At 75.1% G+C, this 17,914-nt stretch carries 14 protein-coding genes; 4 read left to right on the top strand and 10 right to left on the bottom strand.

All coding sequences use genetic code 11. The features are described 5' to 3' along the window. Nucleotides 1-539: 539 nt before the first annotated feature. Nucleotides 540-3,137 (bottom strand): ATP-dependent chaperone ClpB, encoded by a 2,598-nt coding sequence (clpB, locus tag K1J50_RS13045; protein WP_220118147.1) that lies wholly within the window; start codon nucleotides 3,135-3,137, stop codon nucleotides 540-542. A 115-nt stretch (nucleotides 3,138-3,252) separates the two neighbouring features. Here clpB and K1J50_RS13040 point away from each other — a divergent pair, with 115 nt between their 5' ends. The 3 genes from K1J50_RS13040 (at nucleotide 3,253) to K1J50_RS13030 (ending at nucleotide 7,552) form a co-directional block, all read left to right on the top strand. Further along, nucleotides 3,253-4,017, top strand: a complete 765-nt coding sequence (locus K1J50_RS13040) for an MOSC domain-containing protein (RefSeq protein WP_220118146.1) — start codon at nucleotides 3,253-3,255, stop codon at nucleotides 4,015-4,017. A gap of 181 nt (nucleotides 4,018-4,198) precedes the next feature. Beyond that, nucleotides 4,199-5,296, top strand: coding sequence for a glycosyltransferase family 4 protein (locus tag K1J50_RS13035; RefSeq protein WP_220118145.1), 1,098 nt, complete (start codon nucleotides 4,199-4,201; stop codon nucleotides 5,294-5,296). A gap of 15 nt (nucleotides 5,297-5,311) precedes the next feature. Continuing rightward, nucleotides 5,312-7,552 carry an amylo-alpha-1,6-glucosidase gene (locus K1J50_RS13030; protein ID WP_220118144.1) on the top strand — a complete coding sequence of 747 codons (2,241 nt, stop codon included), beginning with the start codon at nucleotides 5,312-5,314 and terminating at the stop codon, nucleotides 7,550-7,552. Nucleotides 7,553-7,696: 144 nt separating this feature from the next. Here the strand turns inward: K1J50_RS13030 and K1J50_RS13025 are convergent, their stop codons facing one another. Further along, nucleotides 7,697-8,167 carry a DUF4167 domain-containing protein gene (locus K1J50_RS13025; RefSeq protein ID WP_255575256.1) on the bottom strand — a complete coding sequence of 157 codons (471 nt, stop codon included), beginning with the start codon at nucleotides 8,165-8,167 and terminating at the stop codon, nucleotides 7,697-7,699. A 358-nt stretch (nucleotides 8,168-8,525) separates the two neighbouring features. On the opposite strand from K1J50_RS13025, the gene K1J50_RS13020 reads away from it, so the two are divergent. Beyond that, nucleotides 8,526-9,179, top strand: a complete 654-nt coding sequence (locus K1J50_RS13020) for a hypothetical protein (RefSeq protein ID WP_220118143.1) — start codon at nucleotides 8,526-8,528, stop codon at nucleotides 9,177-9,179. Between the two features lie 19 nt (nucleotides 9,180-9,198). Here the strand turns inward: K1J50_RS13020 and prmC are convergent, their stop codons facing one another. The 8 genes from prmC to K1J50_RS12980 all read right to left on the bottom strand — a co-directional run bounded on the left by prmC (nucleotide 9,199) and on the right by K1J50_RS12980 (nucleotide 17,903). After that, nucleotides 9,199-10,071, bottom strand: a complete 873-nt coding sequence (gene prmC / locus K1J50_RS13015) for a peptide chain release factor N(5)-glutamine methyltransferase (RefSeq protein WP_220118142.1) — start codon at nucleotides 10,069-10,071, stop codon at nucleotides 9,199-9,201. Further along, nucleotides 10,068-11,123 (bottom strand): peptide chain release factor 1, encoded by a 1,056-nt coding sequence (gene prfA, locus K1J50_RS13010; protein WP_220118141.1) that lies wholly within the window; start codon nucleotides 11,121-11,123, stop codon nucleotides 10,068-10,070. Before prfA ends, prmC begins: the two co-directional genes overlap by 4 nt. Continuing rightward, nucleotides 11,120-12,364 (bottom strand): histidine--tRNA ligase, encoded by a 1,245-nt coding sequence (gene hisS / locus K1J50_RS13005; protein WP_220118140.1) that lies wholly within the window; start codon nucleotides 12,362-12,364, stop codon nucleotides 11,120-11,122. Before hisS ends, prfA begins: the two co-directional genes overlap by 4 nt. 55 nt (nucleotides 12,365-12,419) lie before the next feature. Further along, nucleotides 12,420-12,944, bottom strand: coding sequence for a GlcG/HbpS family heme-binding protein (locus tag K1J50_RS13000; RefSeq protein ID WP_220118139.1), 525 nt, complete (start codon nucleotides 12,942-12,944; stop codon nucleotides 12,420-12,422). Between the two features lie 19 nt (nucleotides 12,945-12,963). Next, nucleotides 12,964-13,947 carry a tripartite tricarboxylate transporter substrate binding protein gene (locus K1J50_RS12995; RefSeq protein WP_220118138.1) on the bottom strand — a complete coding sequence of 328 codons (984 nt, stop codon included), beginning with the start codon at nucleotides 13,945-13,947 and terminating at the stop codon, nucleotides 12,964-12,966. A gap of 100 nt (nucleotides 13,948-14,047) precedes the next feature. Then, nucleotides 14,048-15,190, bottom strand: coding sequence for a flavodoxin-dependent (E)-4-hydroxy-3-methylbut-2-enyl-diphosphate synthase (gene ispG, locus K1J50_RS12990; RefSeq protein ID WP_220118137.1), 1,143 nt, complete (start codon nucleotides 15,188-15,190; stop codon nucleotides 14,048-14,050). Nucleotides 15,191-15,318: 128 nt separating this feature from the next. Beyond that, the gene (locus tag K1J50_RS12985; protein WP_220118136.1) at nucleotides 15,319-16,329 is read right to left on the bottom strand and encodes a helix-turn-helix domain-containing protein; all 1,011 of its coding nucleotides are present in this window, start codon (nucleotides 16,327-16,329) and stop codon (nucleotides 15,319-15,321) included. Between the two features lie 506 nt (nucleotides 16,330-16,835). Further along, the gene (locus K1J50_RS12980) at nucleotides 16,836-17,903 is read right to left on the bottom strand and encodes an NAD(P)H-dependent flavin oxidoreductase (protein WP_220118135.1); all 1,068 of its coding nucleotides are present in this window, start codon (nucleotides 17,901-17,903) and stop codon (nucleotides 16,836-16,838) included. Nucleotides 17,904-17,914: the final 11 nt, after the last annotated feature.

Genomic DNA, 17,914 nt, shown 5'->3' with positions numbered 1-17,914 from the left:
CAGGGGCACACCCCCCAGACCAGACCCGCACAGACGCCTCCGCGCCCACACGACCCCAGCCCAGGCCGCACCCCCAGCACCCAGAAGACCGATACACCTGTCAGAGATCACCACCAGAAAGGGACGGAAATCGCGCCTCTCCTCTTCGCAGAGGAGGCCGCGCCACTCCGCCGATCCTGGAGCCGCCGCCCACCGGGGCGCCGCGGGAGAGCCTACCTAGCGGGCGCTGCGCCCACCGTCAAGCCCACCCGCCGGCACCCACCGGTTCCGGCGGCGACGGGCAGGCATGTAGTCCTGCCCCTGCGGGCGGTCAAGCCCGGCGGGAACCTTTCCGCTCGCGGCACAAAACCGGGCGCCCGTCCCCGGGCGCAAAGGGGCGTCGGCATCCGACCGGTCCGAGGGCGCGGCGCCGTGTGCCGGCCCGCCCCCCTCGCCGCTGCCGCGCCGCGCCCCTCCCGGAGAAGGAAACCGGCGCCCCGCCCCGCGGCGGCGCGCCGGCCCGCCCCCTCCCGGGGCCGGGGCGCGGTGGCGCGCGGTGCTCAGGCCGCCTCGGCGAGCGACGCGGCGCCGGCGGGGCGCACCTCCAGCCCGTCCGGGCTGGCGGTGACGCGCACCAGGTCGCCGTCCTTCACCTTGCCCTCGAGCAGGAGCTGGGCGAGGCGGTCCTGCAGGCTGCGCTGGATCACCCGCTTCAGCGGCCGCGCGCCGTAGACCGGGTCGTAGCCCGCCTCGGCCAGCCATTCGCGCGCCTTCTCGTCCACCTCGAGGCGGATGTGGCGCGCCTCGAGCAGCTTGCGCAGCCGGTTGAGCTGGATCTCGACGATCGCGCTCATGTCCTGGCGGCTGAGGCGGCGGAACAGCACGATCTCGTCCAGCCGGTTCAGGAACTCCGGGCGGAACCGCTCGCGCACCGCGCGCATCACCGCGGGCCGCGCCGCCTCGATGTCGGCGTTCTCCGGCAGCTCGGCGATCGCCTGGCTGCCGAGGTTCGAGGTCAGCACGATGATGGTGTTGCGGAAGTCCACCGTGCGCCCCTGCCCGTCGGTCAGCCGCCCGTCGTCGAGCACCTGCAGGAGGATGTTGAAGACGTCGTCGTGCGCCTTCTCGATCTCGTCGAACAGGATCACCTGGTAGGGCCGCCGGCGCACCGCCTCGGTCAGCGCGCCCCCCTCCTCGTAGCCGACATAGCCGGGCGGGGCGCCGATCAGGCGCGCGACGGAGTGCTTCTCCATGTACTCCGACATGTCGATGCGGGTCATCGCCCGCTCGTCGTCGAACAGGAACTCCGCCAGTGCCTTGACCAGCTCGGTCTTGCCGACGCCGGTGGGGCCGAGGAACAGGAAGGAGCCGATCGGCCGGTTCGGATCCTGCAGCCCGGCGCGGGCGCGCCGCACCGCCTTGGCCACCGCCTGCAGCGCCTCCTCCTGGCCGACCACGCGCTTGCGCAGCTCGTCCTCCATGCGCAGCAGCTTGGCGCGCTCGCCCTCCAGCATCTTCTCGACCGGGATGCCGGTCCAGCGGCTGACCACGGCGGCGATGTCCTCCTCGGTCACCGCCTTGTTGACCAGCCGCCCCTGCTCGCGCTCCAGCTCGGCGAGCTTCTTCTCGAGCTGCGGGATGACGCCGTAGAGCAGCTCCGAGGCGCGCGTCAGGTCGCCGCGCCGCTGCGCGAGCTCGACCTCGGTGCGGGCCTTGTCCAGCTCCTCCTTGGTCTTCTGCGCCTCGACGACCTTCGCCTTCTCGGCCTCCCAGCGCTGGGTGAGCTCGCGCGAGCGCTCCTCGAGCTCGGCGATCTCCTTCTCGAGCTTCGCCAGGCGCTCCTTCGAGGCCGGATCCTCCTCCTTCTTCAGCGCCTCGCGCTCGATCTTGAGCCGCATCAGCTCGCGGTCCACCGCGTCGAGCTCGTCGGGCTTGGAATCCACCTGCATGCGCAGCCGGCTCGCCGCCTCGTCCACCAGGTCGATCGCCTTGTCGGGCAGGAAGCGGTCGGTGATGTAGCGGTGCGAGAGCGTCGCCGCGGCGACCAGCGCGGAATCGGTGATGCGCACGCCGTGGTGCGTCTCGTACTTGTCCTTCAGGCCGCGCAGGATGGAGATGGTGTCCTCCACGCTCGGCTCGCCCACGAACACCGGCTGGAAGCGCCGCGCCAGCGCCGCGTCCTTCTCGATGTGCTTGCGGTACTCGTCGAGGGTGGTGGCGCCGATGCAGTGCAGCTCGCCGCGCGCCAGCGCCGGCTTGAGCAGGTTGGAGGCGTCCATCGCCCCCTCGGCCTTGCCGGCCCCGACCAGCGTGTGCAGCTCGTCGATGAAGAGGATGATCTCGCCCGCGGCCTCCTCGATCTCCTTCAGCACGCCCTTCAGGCGCTCCTCGAACTCGCCGCGGTACTTGGCGCCGGCGACCATGGCGCCGAGGTCGAGGGCGAGCAGCCGCTTGCCCTTCAGCGCCTCCGGCACGTCGCCCTTGACGATGCGGAGCGCCAGGCCCTCGACGATCGCGGTCTTGCCGACGCCGGGCTCGCCGATCAGCACCGGGTTGTTCTTGGTGCGGCGGGCGAGCACCTGGATGACGCGGCGGATCTCCTCGTCGCGGCCGATCACCGGGTCGAGCTTGCCCTCGCGCGCGAGCTGGGTGATGTCGCGCGCGTACTTCTTCAGCGCGTCGAACTGCTCCTCGGCGCTCGGGCTGGTGACGGTGCGCCCCTTGCGCAGCGCGGCCACCGCCTTCTCGAGCGCCGCCGCGCTGGCGCCGGCCTGGCGCAGCGCGCGCGCGGCCGGAGTGTCGGAGGCGGCGAGCGCCACCAGCAGCCGGTCCTGCGCCACGTACTCGTCGCCGGCGCGCTGCGCCGCCTGCTGCGCCGCGTCCAGCACGCGCACGATGTCCGGCGTGAACTGGGGCTGGCCGGCGCCGCCGCCCGAGACCTTGGGCAGGCGTGCGAGCTCGGCCTCCACCGCCCGCTTCGCCTCCGCGGGGTCGCCGCCGGCGGCGCGGATCAGCCCGGCGGCCGCGCCCTGTTCGTCGTCGAGCAGCGCCTTGAGCAGGTGCTCGGGCGTGATGCGCTGGTGGTACTCGCGGATCGCGATGGTCTGCGCGGCCTGCAGGAAGCCGCGGGCGCGGTCGGTGAACTTCTCGATGTCCATGCGTCCCTCCGGGAGGCGAGCAGGGCGACGTCCGCCACCCCTGATCAGGCGGCGATGGGCGTCAGATTGGCTGCCATGTGGTAAAGGGCCTTGCGCTGGGTCAAGGGGTCGGACGATGCGCGTGGAACGAATCTACCGCTATCCGGTCAAGGGACTGACCGCCGAGGCGCTGGAGGAGGTCGCCCTCGCCGCCGGCGAGACGCTGCCCGACGACCGCCGCTTCGCCCTGGTCCAGGGGGATGCGCCCTTCGATCCGGACGCGCCCGCCTGGCTGCCGAAGCGCCATTTCGCCTGCCTCATGGCCAACGCCCGGCTCGCCCTGCTGCATACGGCCTTCGACCCGCGCTCCGGCCAGCTCGTCCTGCGCCCGCCGGAGGGCCCGCCCCTGCCCGGCGACACGCGCACTCCGCAAGGGCGGGCCGCGATCGCCGCCTGGCTCGCCGCCTGGCTCGGCCCGGAGGCGCGCGGGCGGCCGCGCTTCGTCGAGGCGCCGGGGCACGCCTTCACCGACGCGCGGGCGAAGTGCGTCTCGATCGTCGGCCTCGCCAGCCTGCACGCGCTGGAGGCGGCCGCCGACGCCGCCCTCGATCCGCTGCGCTTCCGCGCCAACTTCTATTTCTCGGGCGGCGTGCCCTGGGCCGAGTTCGGCTGGATCGGGCAGGAGATCCAGCTCGGCCAGGCGCGGCTGCGCGTGCTCCGGCGCATCGCGCGCTGCGCCGCCACCCGGGTGAACCCCGAGACGGCGGAGCGCGACGCCGACCCGCCGCGCTGGCTGCGCAGGCATTTCGGCCACGCCGACCTCGGCGTCTATGCGGAGGTGCTGGAGGGCGGGCGGGTCTCGGTGGGCGATGCGCTGGAGGTTCTGACCTCGGGACAATGAGGGAGGAGGAATGGCGCGGCGCCCGGCCTCGCGGCCCTTGCCGGGAGCGGCCGCCTCGAACACATCCTCGCCGCCTCCGGCGTCCGGGGCTCCGCCCCCGGCGCGCCGGCTCCGCATCATTCCCGGCGACGGACGCCGGGATCGCCATCGCAACCAGGACGAGACGAGGAGGTTCCGCGCCATGCGCATCGCACAAGTCGCCCCGCTCGCCGAAGCCGTGCCGCCGCGGCTCTACGGCGGGACCGAGCGCGTCGTCTCCTACCTCACCGAGGAGCTGGTCGCGCTCGGGCACGAGGTCACCCTGTTCGCGAGCGGCGACAGCCGCACCCGCGCGCGGCTCGAGGCCGTGGTGCCGCAGGCCCTCCGGCTCGGTCTCAAGGTGCGCGACGAGGTCGCGCCGCACGTGGTGATGCTGCGGCGGCTCCTCGACCGCGCCGCGGAATTCGACGTCGTCCACTTCCACCTCGACCACCTGCACCTGCCGGCGATGCTGGGGCGGAACATCTCCTTCGTCACGACGCTGCACGGCCGGCTCGACCTGCCCGAGCTCGGCCGCGTGTTCGCGGCCTTCCCCGAGGCGCCCTTCGTCTCGATCTCGGACGCGCAGCGGCTGCCGCTGCGCGACGTCGCCATGACCTGGGCGGCCACCGTGCACCACGGCATCCCGGCGGACCTGCTGCGCTTCTCGCCGCGCCACCAGGGCTACCTCGCCTTCCTCGGCCGCATCTCGCCCGAGAAGGGGCCGGACGCCGCCATCCGCATCGCCCGCACGGCCGGCCTTCCGCTCCGCATCGCCGCCAAGGTGGACCGGGTGGACCAGGCGTATTTCGAGGCGGTGGTGAAGCCGATGCTCGACGGCCCCGGCGTCGAGTTCATCGGCGAGATCGGCGACGCGGAGAAGTCCGATTTCCTCGGCGGCGCCGTGGCCTTGCTGATGCCCATCGACTGGCCGGAGCCCTTCGGCCTCGTGATGATCGAGGCGATGGCCTGCGGCACCCCGGTCGTCGCCTATGCGCGCGGCTCGGTGCCCGAGGTGGTCGAGGACGGCGTGACGGGCTTCGTCGTCCGCGACGAGGCCGGCGCGGCGGCCGCGCTCCACGGGATCGGCGCCCTGGACCGGGCGAGGGTGCGCCGCGAATTCGAGACGCGCTTCACCGCGCGGCGGATGGCGGAGGACTATCTCGCCATCTACCGCCGGCTCCTGCGCGCCAACGACGCCGCGGCGGCGGAACGCGCCGCGGCCGGGGCGCGGGCAGCGCCGCGGCTGCGGCTGGCCTGAGGGCGCGACGCCTTCATGGAAGCGCTCGACACCGACGCCGCTGCCCCGGAGACCGCCCCCGTCCGCCCCGAAGCGGGCGGGGCGCCGAGCTTCAGCGTCGCCGTCACGGCGGCGACCGCGCTCGCCCTCTATCGTCCGCGCACCCTCAAGTGCCAGGACAGCTTCGCCGTGCTGGACCACTTCGGCGACATGCAGGCGCTGCACCCGACCGCCGAGGGCCTGTTCCACGCCGACACGCGCTACCTCTCCCGCCTGGCGCTGCGCATCGGCAACGAGCGGCCGCTGCTGCTCTCCTCCTCGGTGAGCGAGGACAACGCGCTGCTCTCGGTCAACCTCACCAACCCCGACATGGTGCCGTGCGGCACCACCCAGCTGCCGCGCGACACGCTCTACCTGCGGCGGGTGATGGCGCTCGGCGAGGGCGTGCTGCGCGAGCGCCTCACCCTGCGCAACTTCGGCTCCGTCGAGGTCGCCTGCGAGCTCGCCCTGGGCTACGCGGCCGATTTCGCCGACATCTTCGAGGTGCGCGGCGGGCGGCGCCCGCGGCGGGGCGAGTCGCTGCCGCCGGAGGCGACGGAGGAGGGCGGCGCGGTGCTCGGCTATCGCGGCCTCGACGGCGTGACCCGGCGCACCCGGCTCGACTTCGTGCCGCGGCCCGACGCCCACCGCCTCGGCAGCGAGGCGCGCTGGACCCTGCGCCTGCCGCCGGGCGGCCAGCAGGTGATCGAGATCGTCATCCGCTGCAGCGCCGGCGCCGAGGCGGCGCCGCCGCCACCGGAGGCCCCGACGCTCGAGGCGCTGATCTCCGGCCACCGCGCCTGGTCCGAACGCCGCCAGCGGGAGACGGCGCACTTCCACACCAGCAACGAGTCCTTCAACGACTGGGTGAACCGCTCGCGCGCCGACCTCGACATGCTGACCACCGACACGCCGGAGGGGCCCTTCCCCTACGCCGGCATCCCCTGGTTCAGCAGCCCGTTCGGCCGCGATTCGCTGATCACCGCCCTGCAGTGCCTGTGGCTCGACCCCGGCCTCGCGCGCGGGGTTCTGCGCTTCCTCGCCGCCCGGCAGGCCACCGGATTCGACCCCGAGCGCGACGCCGAGCCGGGCAAGATCCTGCACGAGATGCGCGGCGGGGAGATGGCGGCGCTCGGCGAGGTGCCGTTCGGCCTCTACTATGGCTCGGTGGACTCCACGCCGCTCTTCGTCATGCTCGCCGCCGCCTACTGGGACCGGACCGGCGACCTGGCGCTGATCCGCGCGCTCTGGCCGAACATCGAGGCGGCGCTCGGCTGGATGGAGCGCCACGGCGACCGCGACGGCGACGGCTTCCTCGAATACCACCGGCTGTCGTCCAAGGGCCTGGTCAACCAGGGCTGGAAGGACAGCCACGACGCGATCTTCCACGCCGACGGCAGCACCCCGGAGGGGCCGATCGCGCTGGTCGAGGTGCAGGCCTACGCCTACGCCGCCTGGAGCGGCGCCGCCCGGCTGGCCGCGGCGCTCGGCCGCAAGGCCCAGGCGCGGAGCTTCGCCGAACGGGCCGCGACGCTGCGCCGGCGCTTCGAGGAGGCGTTCTGGTGCGAGGATCTCGGCACCTACGCGCTGGCCCTGGACGGCGCCAAGCGGCCCTGCCGGGTGCGCAGCTCCAACGCCGGCCACGCTCTGCTGGTCGGCATCGCCGCGCCGGAGCGCGCGGCGCGCGTCGCCGCCACGCTGCTCGACCGCGACTCCTTCAGCGGCTGGGGCGTGCGGACGATCGCGCGGGGCGAGGCGCGCTACAACCCGATGTCCTACCACAACGGCTCGGTCTGGCCGCACGACAACGGGCTGATCGCGCTCGGCCTAGCGCGCTACGGGCTGCGCGAGCCGCTGGTGCGCCTGCTCGGCGCGCTGTTCGACGCGGCGCTGTTCGCCGACCTCAAGCGGCTGCCGGAGCTGTACTGCGGCTTCGAGCGCCGCGCCGGCGAGGGGCCGACCGGATACCCCGTGGCCTGCCTGCCGCAGGCCTGGGCCAGCGCCGCGGCCTTCGCGGTGCTCGGGGCGATGCTCGGGATCGGCTTCGATCCCGCGCACCGGCAGCTCCGCTTCGTTCGGCCGGTGCTGCCGCCCTGGCTCGAGGTGGTGCGCCTCTACAATCTGCGCCTGGGCGCGGCGGCGGTGGATGTCCGCCTGAACCGCCACGCCGGCGACAACGACGTGGCGCTGAACGTGCTGCGGCGGCGCGGGCGCATCGAGGTGGCGGTGATCACCTGAAGACGCCGCCGGGCCGCGGCGGACGCGGCCCGGCCGGCGCCCGGGCAGGGCGCAGCGCCGGGGTGCGCACGGCCGGCGGGGACGCGCCCGCCGCCCGCGCCGGGCTTCCCTCGCCCGTCCGCGCCGCCGCCGCGCGGCGCCGGATCAGGCGGCGGTGTCGCGCGTCTCGCCGGATCCGGGCGCGTCGCCCTCGGCTTCCGGCGCGACCACGGCGTGGCCGTTGACCTCCGGCTGCTCTCCGGTGCCGTCGCCGGCGGCGGCGGGCGCCTCGGTCCCGTTCTGCTGGTGCTGCCGCTGCTGCTGCCGCAGCTGGTGCTGCTGCTGCTGCGCCTGGTTGATGGCGTTGAGGATGCGGAAATAGTGCTCCGCGTGCTGGAAGTAGCTCTCGGCCATCACCCGGTCGCCGGCGCTGGTCGCGTCGCGGCCGAGCTGCAGATACTTCTCGAAGAGCTGCTGGGCGGTGCCGCGCAGCCGGACGTCGGGCCCGTTGGAATCGAAGACGTGGCTGCGGCTCAGCGGCGGGTGACCGCCGCCTCCGGCGCCGCCCGGGCGGAACTGTCCGCCTCCGCCGCCGTGGCGGTGGCCGCCCCGGCCCCGCATGCGTTTCATGTTCATCGCTGCTGTCGCGTTCGTGGTCGGTCTCGCGACCGTGCCGCGCCGAAGCTGCGCACGGGCCCACGCGGCCCGAGGCAGACGCCCGCACGGCGACCGGTCTTCATTGCAACGCCGCGGCGCCCCGGGGGCGGAGCCGAAGCTTCCGGCCCGACGGGCCGAGGTGGTGGCGCCGGCCGTCTCCGGACCGCCGGGCCCACCTGGGCCGCGGCGGCAACCTAGCGCCGGGGGGCCGGACCGCCAAACGCTTTTTTCGGCCGGGGCCCGCCCCCGGGGGCGCGGACGGCGGCGCGCGGTGTCCCGCACGGCCGTTCCGGGGCATCATTCCGCCGCCACCCCGTCCGCCCGGAGGACCGCCGCCTTGCCGCGCCGCCGCCCGCCCTCCCCGCCCCGCCGTGCCGGCGCCGCCGCGCCGCGTGTCCTGCTGCTCCTCGCCGCCGCCGGCGTCGGCTGCGCCGGCCCGCCGCGCCGCTGGGCCTTCGCCTGCCCCCGGCCCGGCAGCGTGGTGACCTACGACGACGGGCGGACCCTGGCCTTCACCGGCGCCGCGCCGGACAACCCCGCGGTCTGCCTCGCCCGCGCCGACGGGGGCGAGGAGGTCCGGCTGGTCCACGCCGTCATCCCGGACTCGCCGCTCGAGGGCCGCGGCCACGCAGAGGGCATGGCCCCGCTGTGGCCCGCGCAGGCCGGCAACGCCGCGCAGTACCGCTCCGTCGTGCGCTCGGCGGGAAGCGGCATCCGGTACGACTTCGACGCCCGCTGGCGGGTGGTCGGCTTCGAGAGCGTCGCGGTGCCGGCCGGGCGCTTCGACGCGGTGGTGCTGGAACGGCGCTGGTCGCAGCGCAGCGGCGGCGAGCTGGACGCGGTGATTCGCTACTGGCTCGACACCGACTCCGGCATCCCGCTGAAGCGCAGCGTGGAGACGATCCGCGGCACCACGCTGCTCGGCCCCTGGCAGGCGACGCGGGCGGTGCTCCCGCCGCCGCCGCCGCCGCCGCGCGCGCCGAACATGTGACGGGCGGGCAGGTCCCGCCTCAGCCGGGCGCGAGCACCAGGGCGCGCTCGACGCCGCCGAGATCGGCGCGGCAGCCGAGCGGGCGGAGGCCCGCCGCCCGCGCCAGCGCCTCCACGGCCGGGCGCTGGCCCTGGCCGAGTTCCAGTACCGCGCGGCCGGCCGGCGCGAGCAGGGCCGGCAGGGCGGCGAGCACGGCACGGTAGGCGTCGAGCCCGTCCGCGCCGCCGTCGAGGGCGGTGGCGGGCTCGTGGCGCGCGACCTCGGGGGCGAGGTGCGGGATCGCGCCGGTCTCGACGTAGGGCGGATTGCAGAGCACCAGGTCGAAGCGTGCGGCGAGCGGGGCCGCCCAGTCGCCGACGACGAAGCGTGCCCGCCCGGCCAGCCCGAGCCGGCGGGCGTTCGCCGCGGCGAGCGCGGCGGCCTCCGCCACCCGGTCCACGCCGAGGCCGCTGGCGCGCGGAAACTCCGTCAGCGCGGCGAGCAGCAGGCAGCCGGTGCCGGTGCCGAGGTCGAGGATCGCGCGCACGGCGGCGCGGTCCGGGAAGGCCGCGAGCGCCGCCTCGATCAGCGTCTCCGAGTCGGGCCGGGGGATCAGCGTCGCCGGCGAGACGGCGAGGGGCAGCGACCAGAACTCGCGCTCGCCGAGCAGATGGGCGACCGGTGCGCGCTCCAGCCGGCGGTGCAGCAGCGCGGCGAAGCGCGCGGCGGCCGCGGGCGGGACCGGGCGGGCCGGGTCGCGCAGCAGCGCCTCGGCCGGGAGCCCCAGCGCGTGGCCGAGCAGCAGGCGGGCCTCGAGGCGGGGGCTCTCGATCCCCCCGGCGCGCAGGCGCTGCGCGGCGTCGCAGAGCAGGGCGCCGACGCTCGCGCCCGGATCGCGGCGGGCGCCGCTCACTCCGCCGCCGCGGCGAGGCGGGCCGCCTGGTCCTCGGCGATCAGCGCCTCGATGATCTCGTCGAACTCGCCGAGCATGACGCGGTCGAGCTTGTGCAGGGTGAGCCCGATGCGATGGTCGGTGACGCGCCCCTGCGGGAAGTTGTAGGTGCGGATGCGCTCGGAGCGGTCGCCGGTGCCGACCTGGGCCCTGCGGTCGGCGGCGCGCGAGGCGTGGGCGCGGGCGCGCTCGGCCTCGTAGAGGCGGGCGCGCAGCACCTTCATCGCCTTGGCGCGGTTCTTGTGCTGGCTCTTCTCCTCCTGCATCGTGACGACGATGCCGGTGGGCAGGTGGGTGATGCGCACCGCGCTCTCGGTCTTGTTGACGTGCTGGCCGCCGGCGCCGGAGGCGCGGAACACGTCCACGCGGAGATCGGCCTCGTTGATCTGCACGTCCACCTCCTCCGGCTCGGGCAGCACGGCGACGGTGACGGTGGAGGTGTGGATGCGCCCCTGCGCCTCGGTCGCCGGCACGCGCTGCACGCGGTGGACGCCGGATTCGTACTTGAGGCGGGCGAAGACTCCCCTGCCCTGGATCTCGGCCACCGCGCTCCGCGCGCCGCCGAGGTCGCTCTCGTCGTATTCCAGCACCTCGAAGCGCCAGCCCTTGGACTCGGCGTAGCGCTGGTAGGCGCGGAACAGCTCGGCGGCGAACAGCGCCGCCTCCTCGCCGCCGGCGGCGGGGCGGATCTCGAGGATCGCGCTGCGCTCGTCGGCCGCGTCCTTCGGCAGCAGCAGGAGGCGGATCTCGCGCTCCAGCGCCGCGACGCGCTCCTTCTGCGCGCGGTACTCGGCCTCCGCCAGCTCCCTGAGCTCCGGGTCGGCGAGCAGCGCCTCCGCCTCGTCGCGCGCGCGCTCGGCGGCGCGCAGCTCGGCCACCTTCGCGACCAGCGGCTCGAGCTCGGCGAGCTCCTTGGACAGCGCCCCGACCTGCGCGCCCTCGGCGGTGGCGAGGAGGTGGCGCAGCTCCTCCGCGCGCAGGAGGAGACGGTCGAGCCGCGCGGGGAGGGTCATGCGAGGCGGCCGATCACCTCGGCGAGCGGCACGCTTTCCTGCGTCCCCGCGTCGAGGTCGCGGAGCTGCACGACGCCCCGGGCGATCTCGTCCTCGCCGAGGATGAGGGCGGCGCGGGCGCGGGTGCGGTTGGCGCGCTCCAGGCGGCGCTTGAGGGTGCCGCGATAGGCCATCTCGGCGGCGATGCCGGCGCGGCGCAGGCGCTGCAGCAGCTCGATGGCCGCCTCCTCCTGCGCCTCGCTCACCGGCACCACGGCGACGAGGCGCGGCGCCGGCGGCGTCTGCGGCAGCAGCAGGGCGAGCCGCTCCACCCCCGCCGCCCAGCCGACCGAGGGCGTGGGCGGCCCGCCCATCTCCTCCACCAGCCCGTCGTAGCGGCCGCCCGCCATCACCGTGCCCTGCGCGCCGAGCCGGTCGGTGACGAACTCGAAGGCGGTGTGGTTGTAGTAGTCGAGGCCGCGCACGATGCGCGGGTTCTCGCGCCAGGGCACGCCGAAGCGGTCGAGGTAGCGCTTCACCGCGGCGTGGAAGGCGGCGGCCTCGGGCGTGAGGTAGTCGTGGATGGTCGGCGCGTCGGCGATCAGCCGCCGGTCGCCCTCGTCCTTGCTGTCGAGGATGCGCAGCGGGTTGCGCTCGAGCCGTGCCCGGCTGTCGGGCGAGAGGCGGTCGCGATGGGCGCCGAAATAGGCGACGAGCGCCGCGCGGTAGGCGGCGCGGCTCGCGGCGTCGCCGAGGGTGTTGAGCTCCAGCACCGTGCCCTCGGCGACGCCGAGCGCCTCGAGGATGTGCCAGCCGCAGGCGATCACCTCGGCGTCCGCCAGCGGCTCGGCGGCGCCCAGCACCTCGACGCCGATCTGGTGGAACTGGCGGTAGCGGCCCTTCTGCGGCCGCTCGTAGCGGAACATCGGGCCGGCGTAGAACACCTTGCGCGGCAGGCCGGAGTGGACGAGGCCGCTCGAGACCAGGGCGCGGCAGACGCCGGCCGTCATCTCCGGGCGCAGCGTGATCGAATCCCCGCCGCGGTCGGTGAAGGTGTACATCTCCTTCATCACCACGTCGGAGGTGTCGCCGAGGCCGCGGGCGAAGACGCGGGTGTCCTCGAACACCGGGGTGGCCCACTCCTCGAAGCCGTAGAGGGCGCTGATGCGGCGCGCGGTCTCGATCACCGCCTGGTGGCGGCGGAACTCCTCGCCGATCAGGTCGCGCGTGCCGCGGACGGGCTGCAGGGGGGGCTGGGCCATGGGGCGAGGCGGTAGCGCCGGGGCCGGGCCGGTGCAAGCGCCGGCCCCGCTCCGGTCACAACCTGCGCTGGCCGAGGCCGATCCTCTCGTAGATGGCGTTGATGTGGTCCTTCACCTCCTGCGGCGTGTCGTCCTTCTCGGGGGTGTGGCGCCAGCCGATCTTCTCGCGCGCATGGCGGCCCATCACCTCGTCCTGGTCGGAGGTGCCGCCGGAGATGCCGTAGGCGCCGACCATGGTGTTGCCCTTGAACACCGGAGCCGCGCCGCCCGAGATGAATATCCTGCCCCCGGTGAAGACCGCAGCGTTGACGGCAAGCTGCGGGTTGCGCTCGCGCAACCAGTGCTGGGTGACGAGACCGTCCTGGAAGCGCGGGCTCATGGAGCGGAACGCCGCCATGGTGAAGGCCTTCGCCCAGGCGGTCTCGGGCGTGATCCACCCGGCCCCGTCCATCCGTTCGAGCGCGATCAGGTGGCCTTCCGGCCCGACCACCGCGATCGAGACGGGAACCCCCATCTCCTTCGCCTTGTCGGACACGGCGCGGATGAAGCGGCGGCATTCGGCGATGCCGAGAGCAGGCATGCGGCTCTTCCTTCTGCTGTCAGCCGGCGCGGGCGCCCGCGGCTTCGATGACGCGGGCCCATTTGGCGATCTCCGCCGCGATCAGGGCGCGCAGCTCCTCCGGCCCGCCCGGCAGGATGTCGAAGCCCTGCGCGGCCAACTGCCGCGCCGTCTCCGGATCGGCCAGAGCGGTGCGGGCGGCGGCGGCCAGCCGCGCAACGACCGGCGCCGGCGTGCCGGCCGGCGCCACGAGGCCGAACCACACGGTGGAGGTGAAGCCGGGGAGGCCCGCCTCCTCCATCGTCGGCAGCTCCGGCGCCGCGGCTGCCCGAGCCGGCCCGGCGGAAGCGAGCGGCCGCAGCCGCCCCTCGCGGATATGGCCGAGCACGGTCGAGGCCGGCGAGAACATCACGCCGACCCGGCCGGCGACGAGGTCCGTCACCGCCTGGGCGCTGCCCGGATAGGGCACGTGCGTCATGCGCACGCCCGCCAGCAGGTTGAACAGCTCACCCGAAAGATGCGGTGCGGTCCCGACTCCGGACGATCCGTAGAACAGGCCTTCCGGCCGCCGGCGCAGGAGGGCGATCAGTTCTCCGACGCTTGCCGCCGGAACCGAGGGATGCACGACCAGGATGTTCGGCGCCGCGACTAGGGGCGCCACCGGCGTGAAGTCGCGCGCGAAGTCGAAGGCGATGTCGCGCTGCAGGCTGGCGTTGATCGCGTTGGCCACCGAGCCGAGGAATACCGTGTAGCCATCGGGCGCAGCCCGCGCCACCTGCCCCGCCGCCACCGTGCTGCCCGCGCCCGGGCGGTTCTCCACGACCATGGCCTGGCCGAGCGGCCCGGCCATGACGGCGGCGACGATCCGCGCCGAGACGTCGGCCGCGCTGCCGGGCGGGAAGCCGACCACGAGCCGCACGGGACGGGCGGGAAAGCCGGCTTCGGACTGAGCGCGCGCGGGAACGAGGGGGAGCGCGGACAGCGCGGCCGCCATCAAGCCGCGCCGGGCAAGGCGCTGGGTCATCGGGTTTCCTCCCGGCAAGGCCCGGACGTAGGCCGCCGGGGCCCTTCGCGATGCGACCGCAGGTGTAGCGAAACCGGTTGCGCGGGCAACCCCGCCCGGCCTACTCCGCCGCCTGCTTCCGCGCCCCGGCGGCCGCTGCGGCCGCCTGCGCCGCCGCCATCTCGGCGGCCTTCGCCTCCACCAGGGCGACGATGTGCTCGACCATCGCCTCGCCCTTCACCGTGTGGTCGGTCCGCCCGGCGCGATAGACCATGTGCGTGCCCGCCCCGCCGCCGGTGACGCCGAGGTCGGTCATCAGCGCCTCGCCCGGCCCGTTCACCACGCAGCCGATGATCGAGAGGGTGATCGGCTGCTCGATGTGCGCGAGCCGCTCCTCGAGCGCCGCCACCGTCCCGATCACGTCGAAGCCCTGCCGCGCGCAGGACGGGCAGCTCACGATCCGCACCCCGCGGTGCCGGAGGCCGAGCGACTTCAGCAGCTCCCAGCCGACACGCACCTCCTCCTCCGGCTCGGCGGAGAGCGAGACCCGCAGCGTGTCGCCGATCCCGGCCCAGAGCAGGGAGCCGAGGCCGATCGCGCTCTTCACCGTCCCGGTGCGCCGCCCGCCGGCCTCGGTGATGCCGATGTGCAGCGGATGGTCGCAGGCCTCGGCGAGCTGCTGATAGGCGGCGACGGCGAGGAACACGTCGGAGGCCTTCACGCTGATCTTGAACTCGTGGAAGTCCTCCTCCTGCAGGTGCGCCGCGTGCCAGAGCGCGCTCTCGACCAGCGCCTCCGGGTTCGGCTCCCCGTACTTCTCGAGCAGGTGCCGCTCCAGCGAGCCCGCGTTGACGCCGATGCGGATCGAGCAGCCGTGGTCGCGCGCCGCCTTCACCACCTCCCGCACCCGCTCCTTCGAGCCGATGTTGCCGGGGTTGATGCGCAGGCACGCGGCGCCGGCCTCGGCGGCCTCGATGGCGCGGCGGTAGTGGAAGTGGATGTCGGCGACGATCGGCACCTCCACCGCGCGCACGATCTGCCGGAGCGCCGCCGTGCTCTCCGGCGTCGGGACCGAGACGCGCACGATGTCGGCGCCCGCCTCCTCGCAGCGGCGGATCTGCGCGATCGTCGCCTGCACGTCCTCGGTCGGGGTGTTGGTCATGGTCTGCACGCTGATCGGCGCGTCGCCGCCGACGCGCACCCGGCCCACCCGGATCTGGCGGGACTTGCGGCGCAGGATCTGCTGGTAGGGGCGGTAGCTCATGGGCGGCGGCTCGACTCCCGTGCGGGACGCAGCATAGGGCGGCGGCGGCCCGGATGCCAAAACGCCCGGCGGCGCCGGAAGGCCCGGCGCCGCGCCCGCTCACCCGGCGCGCCCCGGCGCGGCCGGCTTCAGGGAGGGGCGGCCCGGTTCGCCGCCTTCAGCCGCCCGGCATCGAGCGGGATGTTCATGCGCCGCCCGCGCGGTCCCTCGAGGGCCGGCACCGGCTCGCCATCCACCACCACCTCGAGCGCATCGGGCCGGCCGACCGAGAGCACGAGCCCCTCCCGCGGCGGAACGGCGAAGGTCTCGCCCGGGCGCAGGATGCGGTTGAGCAGCGGCGGCCCGCCGCGGGCCTCGCGCACCGAGACCCAGGTCTCGCCCCTGGCGCGCAGCACGATGCCGCGCTCCGCCGCGGGCCGCTCCCCGGCGGGAAGCGCCGCAGCCGCAACGAGGGGCGCCGCCGGAGCGGCGGCGTCGGCCGCCGGGGCGGATGCGGGCGCCGGCGGCGGCACCGTGGCGGCGAGCGCCTGGGTCGGGGCAGGCGGTGACGCCGCGGCGGGCCCCGCCGGGACGCCCCCCTGCGCCGCCCCCCCGGCGGTGGCCGCCACCGGAGCTTCGGGCGCCGGCGGCGGCACCGCCCGGGCTGTCGCGGCCGGAAGCCCCCCCTCCCGCGCCACCTCCTCGAGGCGGCCTGGCAGCGGCGGCACCGCATCCACTACCCGCTCGCCGGAACCGGACCAGGTGTACCAGGCGGCGTAGGCGCTGATCGCCACGATCGCCCCGGCCAGCACGACGAGGCCGGTCGGCACGCCGCGCTCCGGCATCGGTTCGGGGAAGACGAGGTCGGTGCGCCGCGCGGCCGCGGCCGCGCCGCTGTCGCGCAGCCGGCGCACCATCGCCTCGCCGTCCAGCCCGAGCCCCTGCGCGTAGCTGCGCAGGAAGCCGAGGGCGTAGGCGCCGCCCGGCAGGTCGTGCCATCGCCCCTCCTCGAGCGCGAGAAGATGGGGCCGGCGGATGCGCAGCCGTTCCGCGACCTCCTCGAGGGAGAGGCCGAGCGCGAGGCGCGCCGCGCGCAGCTCCTCGCCCGCCCGGGCGGCGGCCTCGGCGGCAGCGATGTCGGGGCGGAGGGGGCGCTTCATGCGGGCGGATGACGGCGGGCCGGGCTGCGAAGCCGGGGCATTTAGCCCCAACCCGGCGGGGCGGCAAACCGCATCGAACCCGACGCCGTCCTTCCTGGCAAGCCTTTCGTTCCGCGGCAGCGACGATTCCCGGGACCCCGGCCCGGCCTTGTCCGCCGCGCGGCAGCGGCGCGCTATCCCCGGGACTCGCCGGGAGGGGGCGCCGCGGCGGGGGGCCGTGGCGGCCGGCCCTCGCGGACGATCCGCACCAGGTCCTCCGGGAGCGGCTCCGCGCAGACATGGTCGAACGCCTCGTGCAGCGCCCGGCGCAACCGGGCGTCCAGGCAGTCCGATCTCCCGTGGCACGTTCCGGTGCCTGAGGGCTCGCCCGCCTTCGGTTCCTCCGTGGGCCCCCGCCGTGTGAAGCAGGACAACGGCCGCGCAGGGCCCCGGGTTCACGCGGCCGCGCGGGACCGCGCGGCCCGGAGCGCCGCCGGAGGCACGGCCTCCGCCGGCCTGGCGGGACTTCAGGCGGGGATCATGCCGCGCCGCACGGCGATCGCGTGCGCCGCCTGCCCGATCAGCTCGGCGATGATCGCCGCCGTGCTCTGCTCGCGCGTCACCATGCCGACCGACTGCCCGGCCATCAGCGAGCCGTGCTCGACGTCGCCCTCGATCACCGCGCGCCTGAGCGCGCCGGCCCAGAAGTGCTCGATCTCGAGCTGCGCCTGCTCCTTGCTCAGCTCGCCGGCGTTGTAGCGGCGCAGCACCTCGGCCTGGTGCGCGACGAAGCGGCGCGTGCCCTCGTTCTGCAGCGCGCGCACCGGGATCACGGGGAAGCGGGGGTCGAGCTGCACCGAGGGCAGCGCGTCGCGCGCCGCGGCGCGGATGAAGGCCTGCTTGAAGCGGGGATGGGCGATGCTCTCGGTGGCGCAGACGAAGCGCGTGCCGAGCTGGGCGCCGGCCGCCCCCATCTCGAGGTAGGCGAGGATCGCCTCGCCGCGCCCGATGCCGCCGGCGACGAACACAGGCACCTCGTGGATCTCGGGCAGGATCTCCTGCGCCAGCACGTTGAGGCTGACCGGACCGATGTGCCCGCCGGCCTCGCTGCCCTCGATCACCAGCGCGTCGGCGCCGCTGCGGATCAGGCGGCGGGCGAGCACGAGCGCGGGCGCGAAGCAGATCACCCGCGCCCCCCCGTCCTTGGCGAGGCGGATCGCGCCGCCGGGCGGGATGCCGCCAGCGAAGACGATGTGCGAGACGCCCGCGGCGCAGCACACCCGCACCAGATCGGGCAGCCGCGGATGCAGGGTGATGAGGTTGACGCCGAACGGCTTGTCGGTCAGCGCCTGGGTGGCGGCGATCTCCTCCTCGAGCCGCGCCGGCTCCATCGAGCCGCCGGCGATCACGCCGAAGGCGCCGGCGTTGGAGAGCGCGGCGACCAGGTTGCGCTCGCTGACCCAGCTCATGGCGCCGCCCATCAGCGCCCAGCGCGCGCCGAGGAAGGCCCGGCCGCGCGCCATCAGCGCGTCGAGCGCGGCGAAGGCCTCGGGCGGGGCCGGGAACTGGCGGTGGGGCGGCACCGGTGCGTTCATCGGCGGGCGCG

Origin of the sequence: Caldovatus aquaticus (assembly GCF_019458025.1) — a bacterium.
GTDB lineage: Bacteria > Pseudomonadota > Alphaproteobacteria > Acetobacterales > Acetobacteraceae > Caldovatus > Caldovatus aquaticus.
Note: the sequence above shows the minus strand (reverse complement) of the source record. Positions and strands in the feature narration are given on the sequence as shown.

What these genes read in the sequence shown, in the direction of transcription:
- clpB (WP_220118147.1), bottom strand. Translation starts at nt 3,137, where the DNA reads ATGGACATCGAGAAGTTCACCGACCGCGCCCGCGGCTTCCTGCAGGCC.
- K1J50_RS13040 (WP_220118146.1), top strand. Translation starts at nt 3,253, where the DNA reads ATGCGCGTGGAACGAATCTACCGCTATCCGGTCAAGGGACTGACCGCC.
- K1J50_RS13035 (WP_220118145.1), top strand. Translation starts at nt 4,199, where the DNA reads ATGCGCATCGCACAAGTCGCCCCGCTCGCCGAAGCCGTGCCGCCGCGG.
- K1J50_RS13030 (WP_220118144.1), top strand. Translation starts at nt 5,312, where the DNA reads ATGGAAGCGCTCGACACCGACGCCGCTGCCCCGGAGACCGCCCCCGTC.
- K1J50_RS13025 (WP_255575256.1), bottom strand. Translation starts at nt 8,167, where the DNA reads ATGAACATGAAACGCATGCGGGGCCGGGGCGGCCACCGCCACGGCGGC.
- prfA (WP_220118141.1), bottom strand. Translation starts at nt 11,123, where the DNA reads ATGACCCTCCCCGCGCGGCTCGACCGTCTCCTCCTGCGCGCGGAGGAG.
- hisS (WP_220118140.1), bottom strand. Translation starts at nt 12,364, where the DNA reads ATGGCCCAGCCCCCCCTGCAGCCCGTCCGCGGCACGCGCGACCTGATC.
- K1J50_RS13000 (WP_220118139.1), bottom strand. Translation starts at nt 12,944, where the DNA reads ATGCCTGCTCTCGGCATCGCCGAATGCCGCCGCTTCATCCGCGCCGTG.
- K1J50_RS12995 (WP_220118138.1), bottom strand. Translation starts at nt 13,947, where the DNA reads ATGACCCAGCGCCTTGCCCGGCGCGGCTTGATGGCGGCCGCGCTGTCC.
- ispG (WP_220118137.1), bottom strand. Translation starts at nt 15,190, where the DNA reads ATGAGCTACCGCCCCTACCAGCAGATCCTGCGCCGCAAGTCCCGCCAG.
- K1J50_RS12985 (WP_220118136.1), bottom strand. Translation starts at nt 16,329, where the DNA reads ATGAAGCGCCCCCTCCGCCCCGACATCGCTGCCGCCGAGGCCGCCGCC.
- K1J50_RS12980 (WP_220118135.1), bottom strand. Translation starts at nt 17,903, where the DNA reads ATGAACGCACCGGTGCCGCCCCACCGCCAGTTCCCGGCCCCGCCCGAG.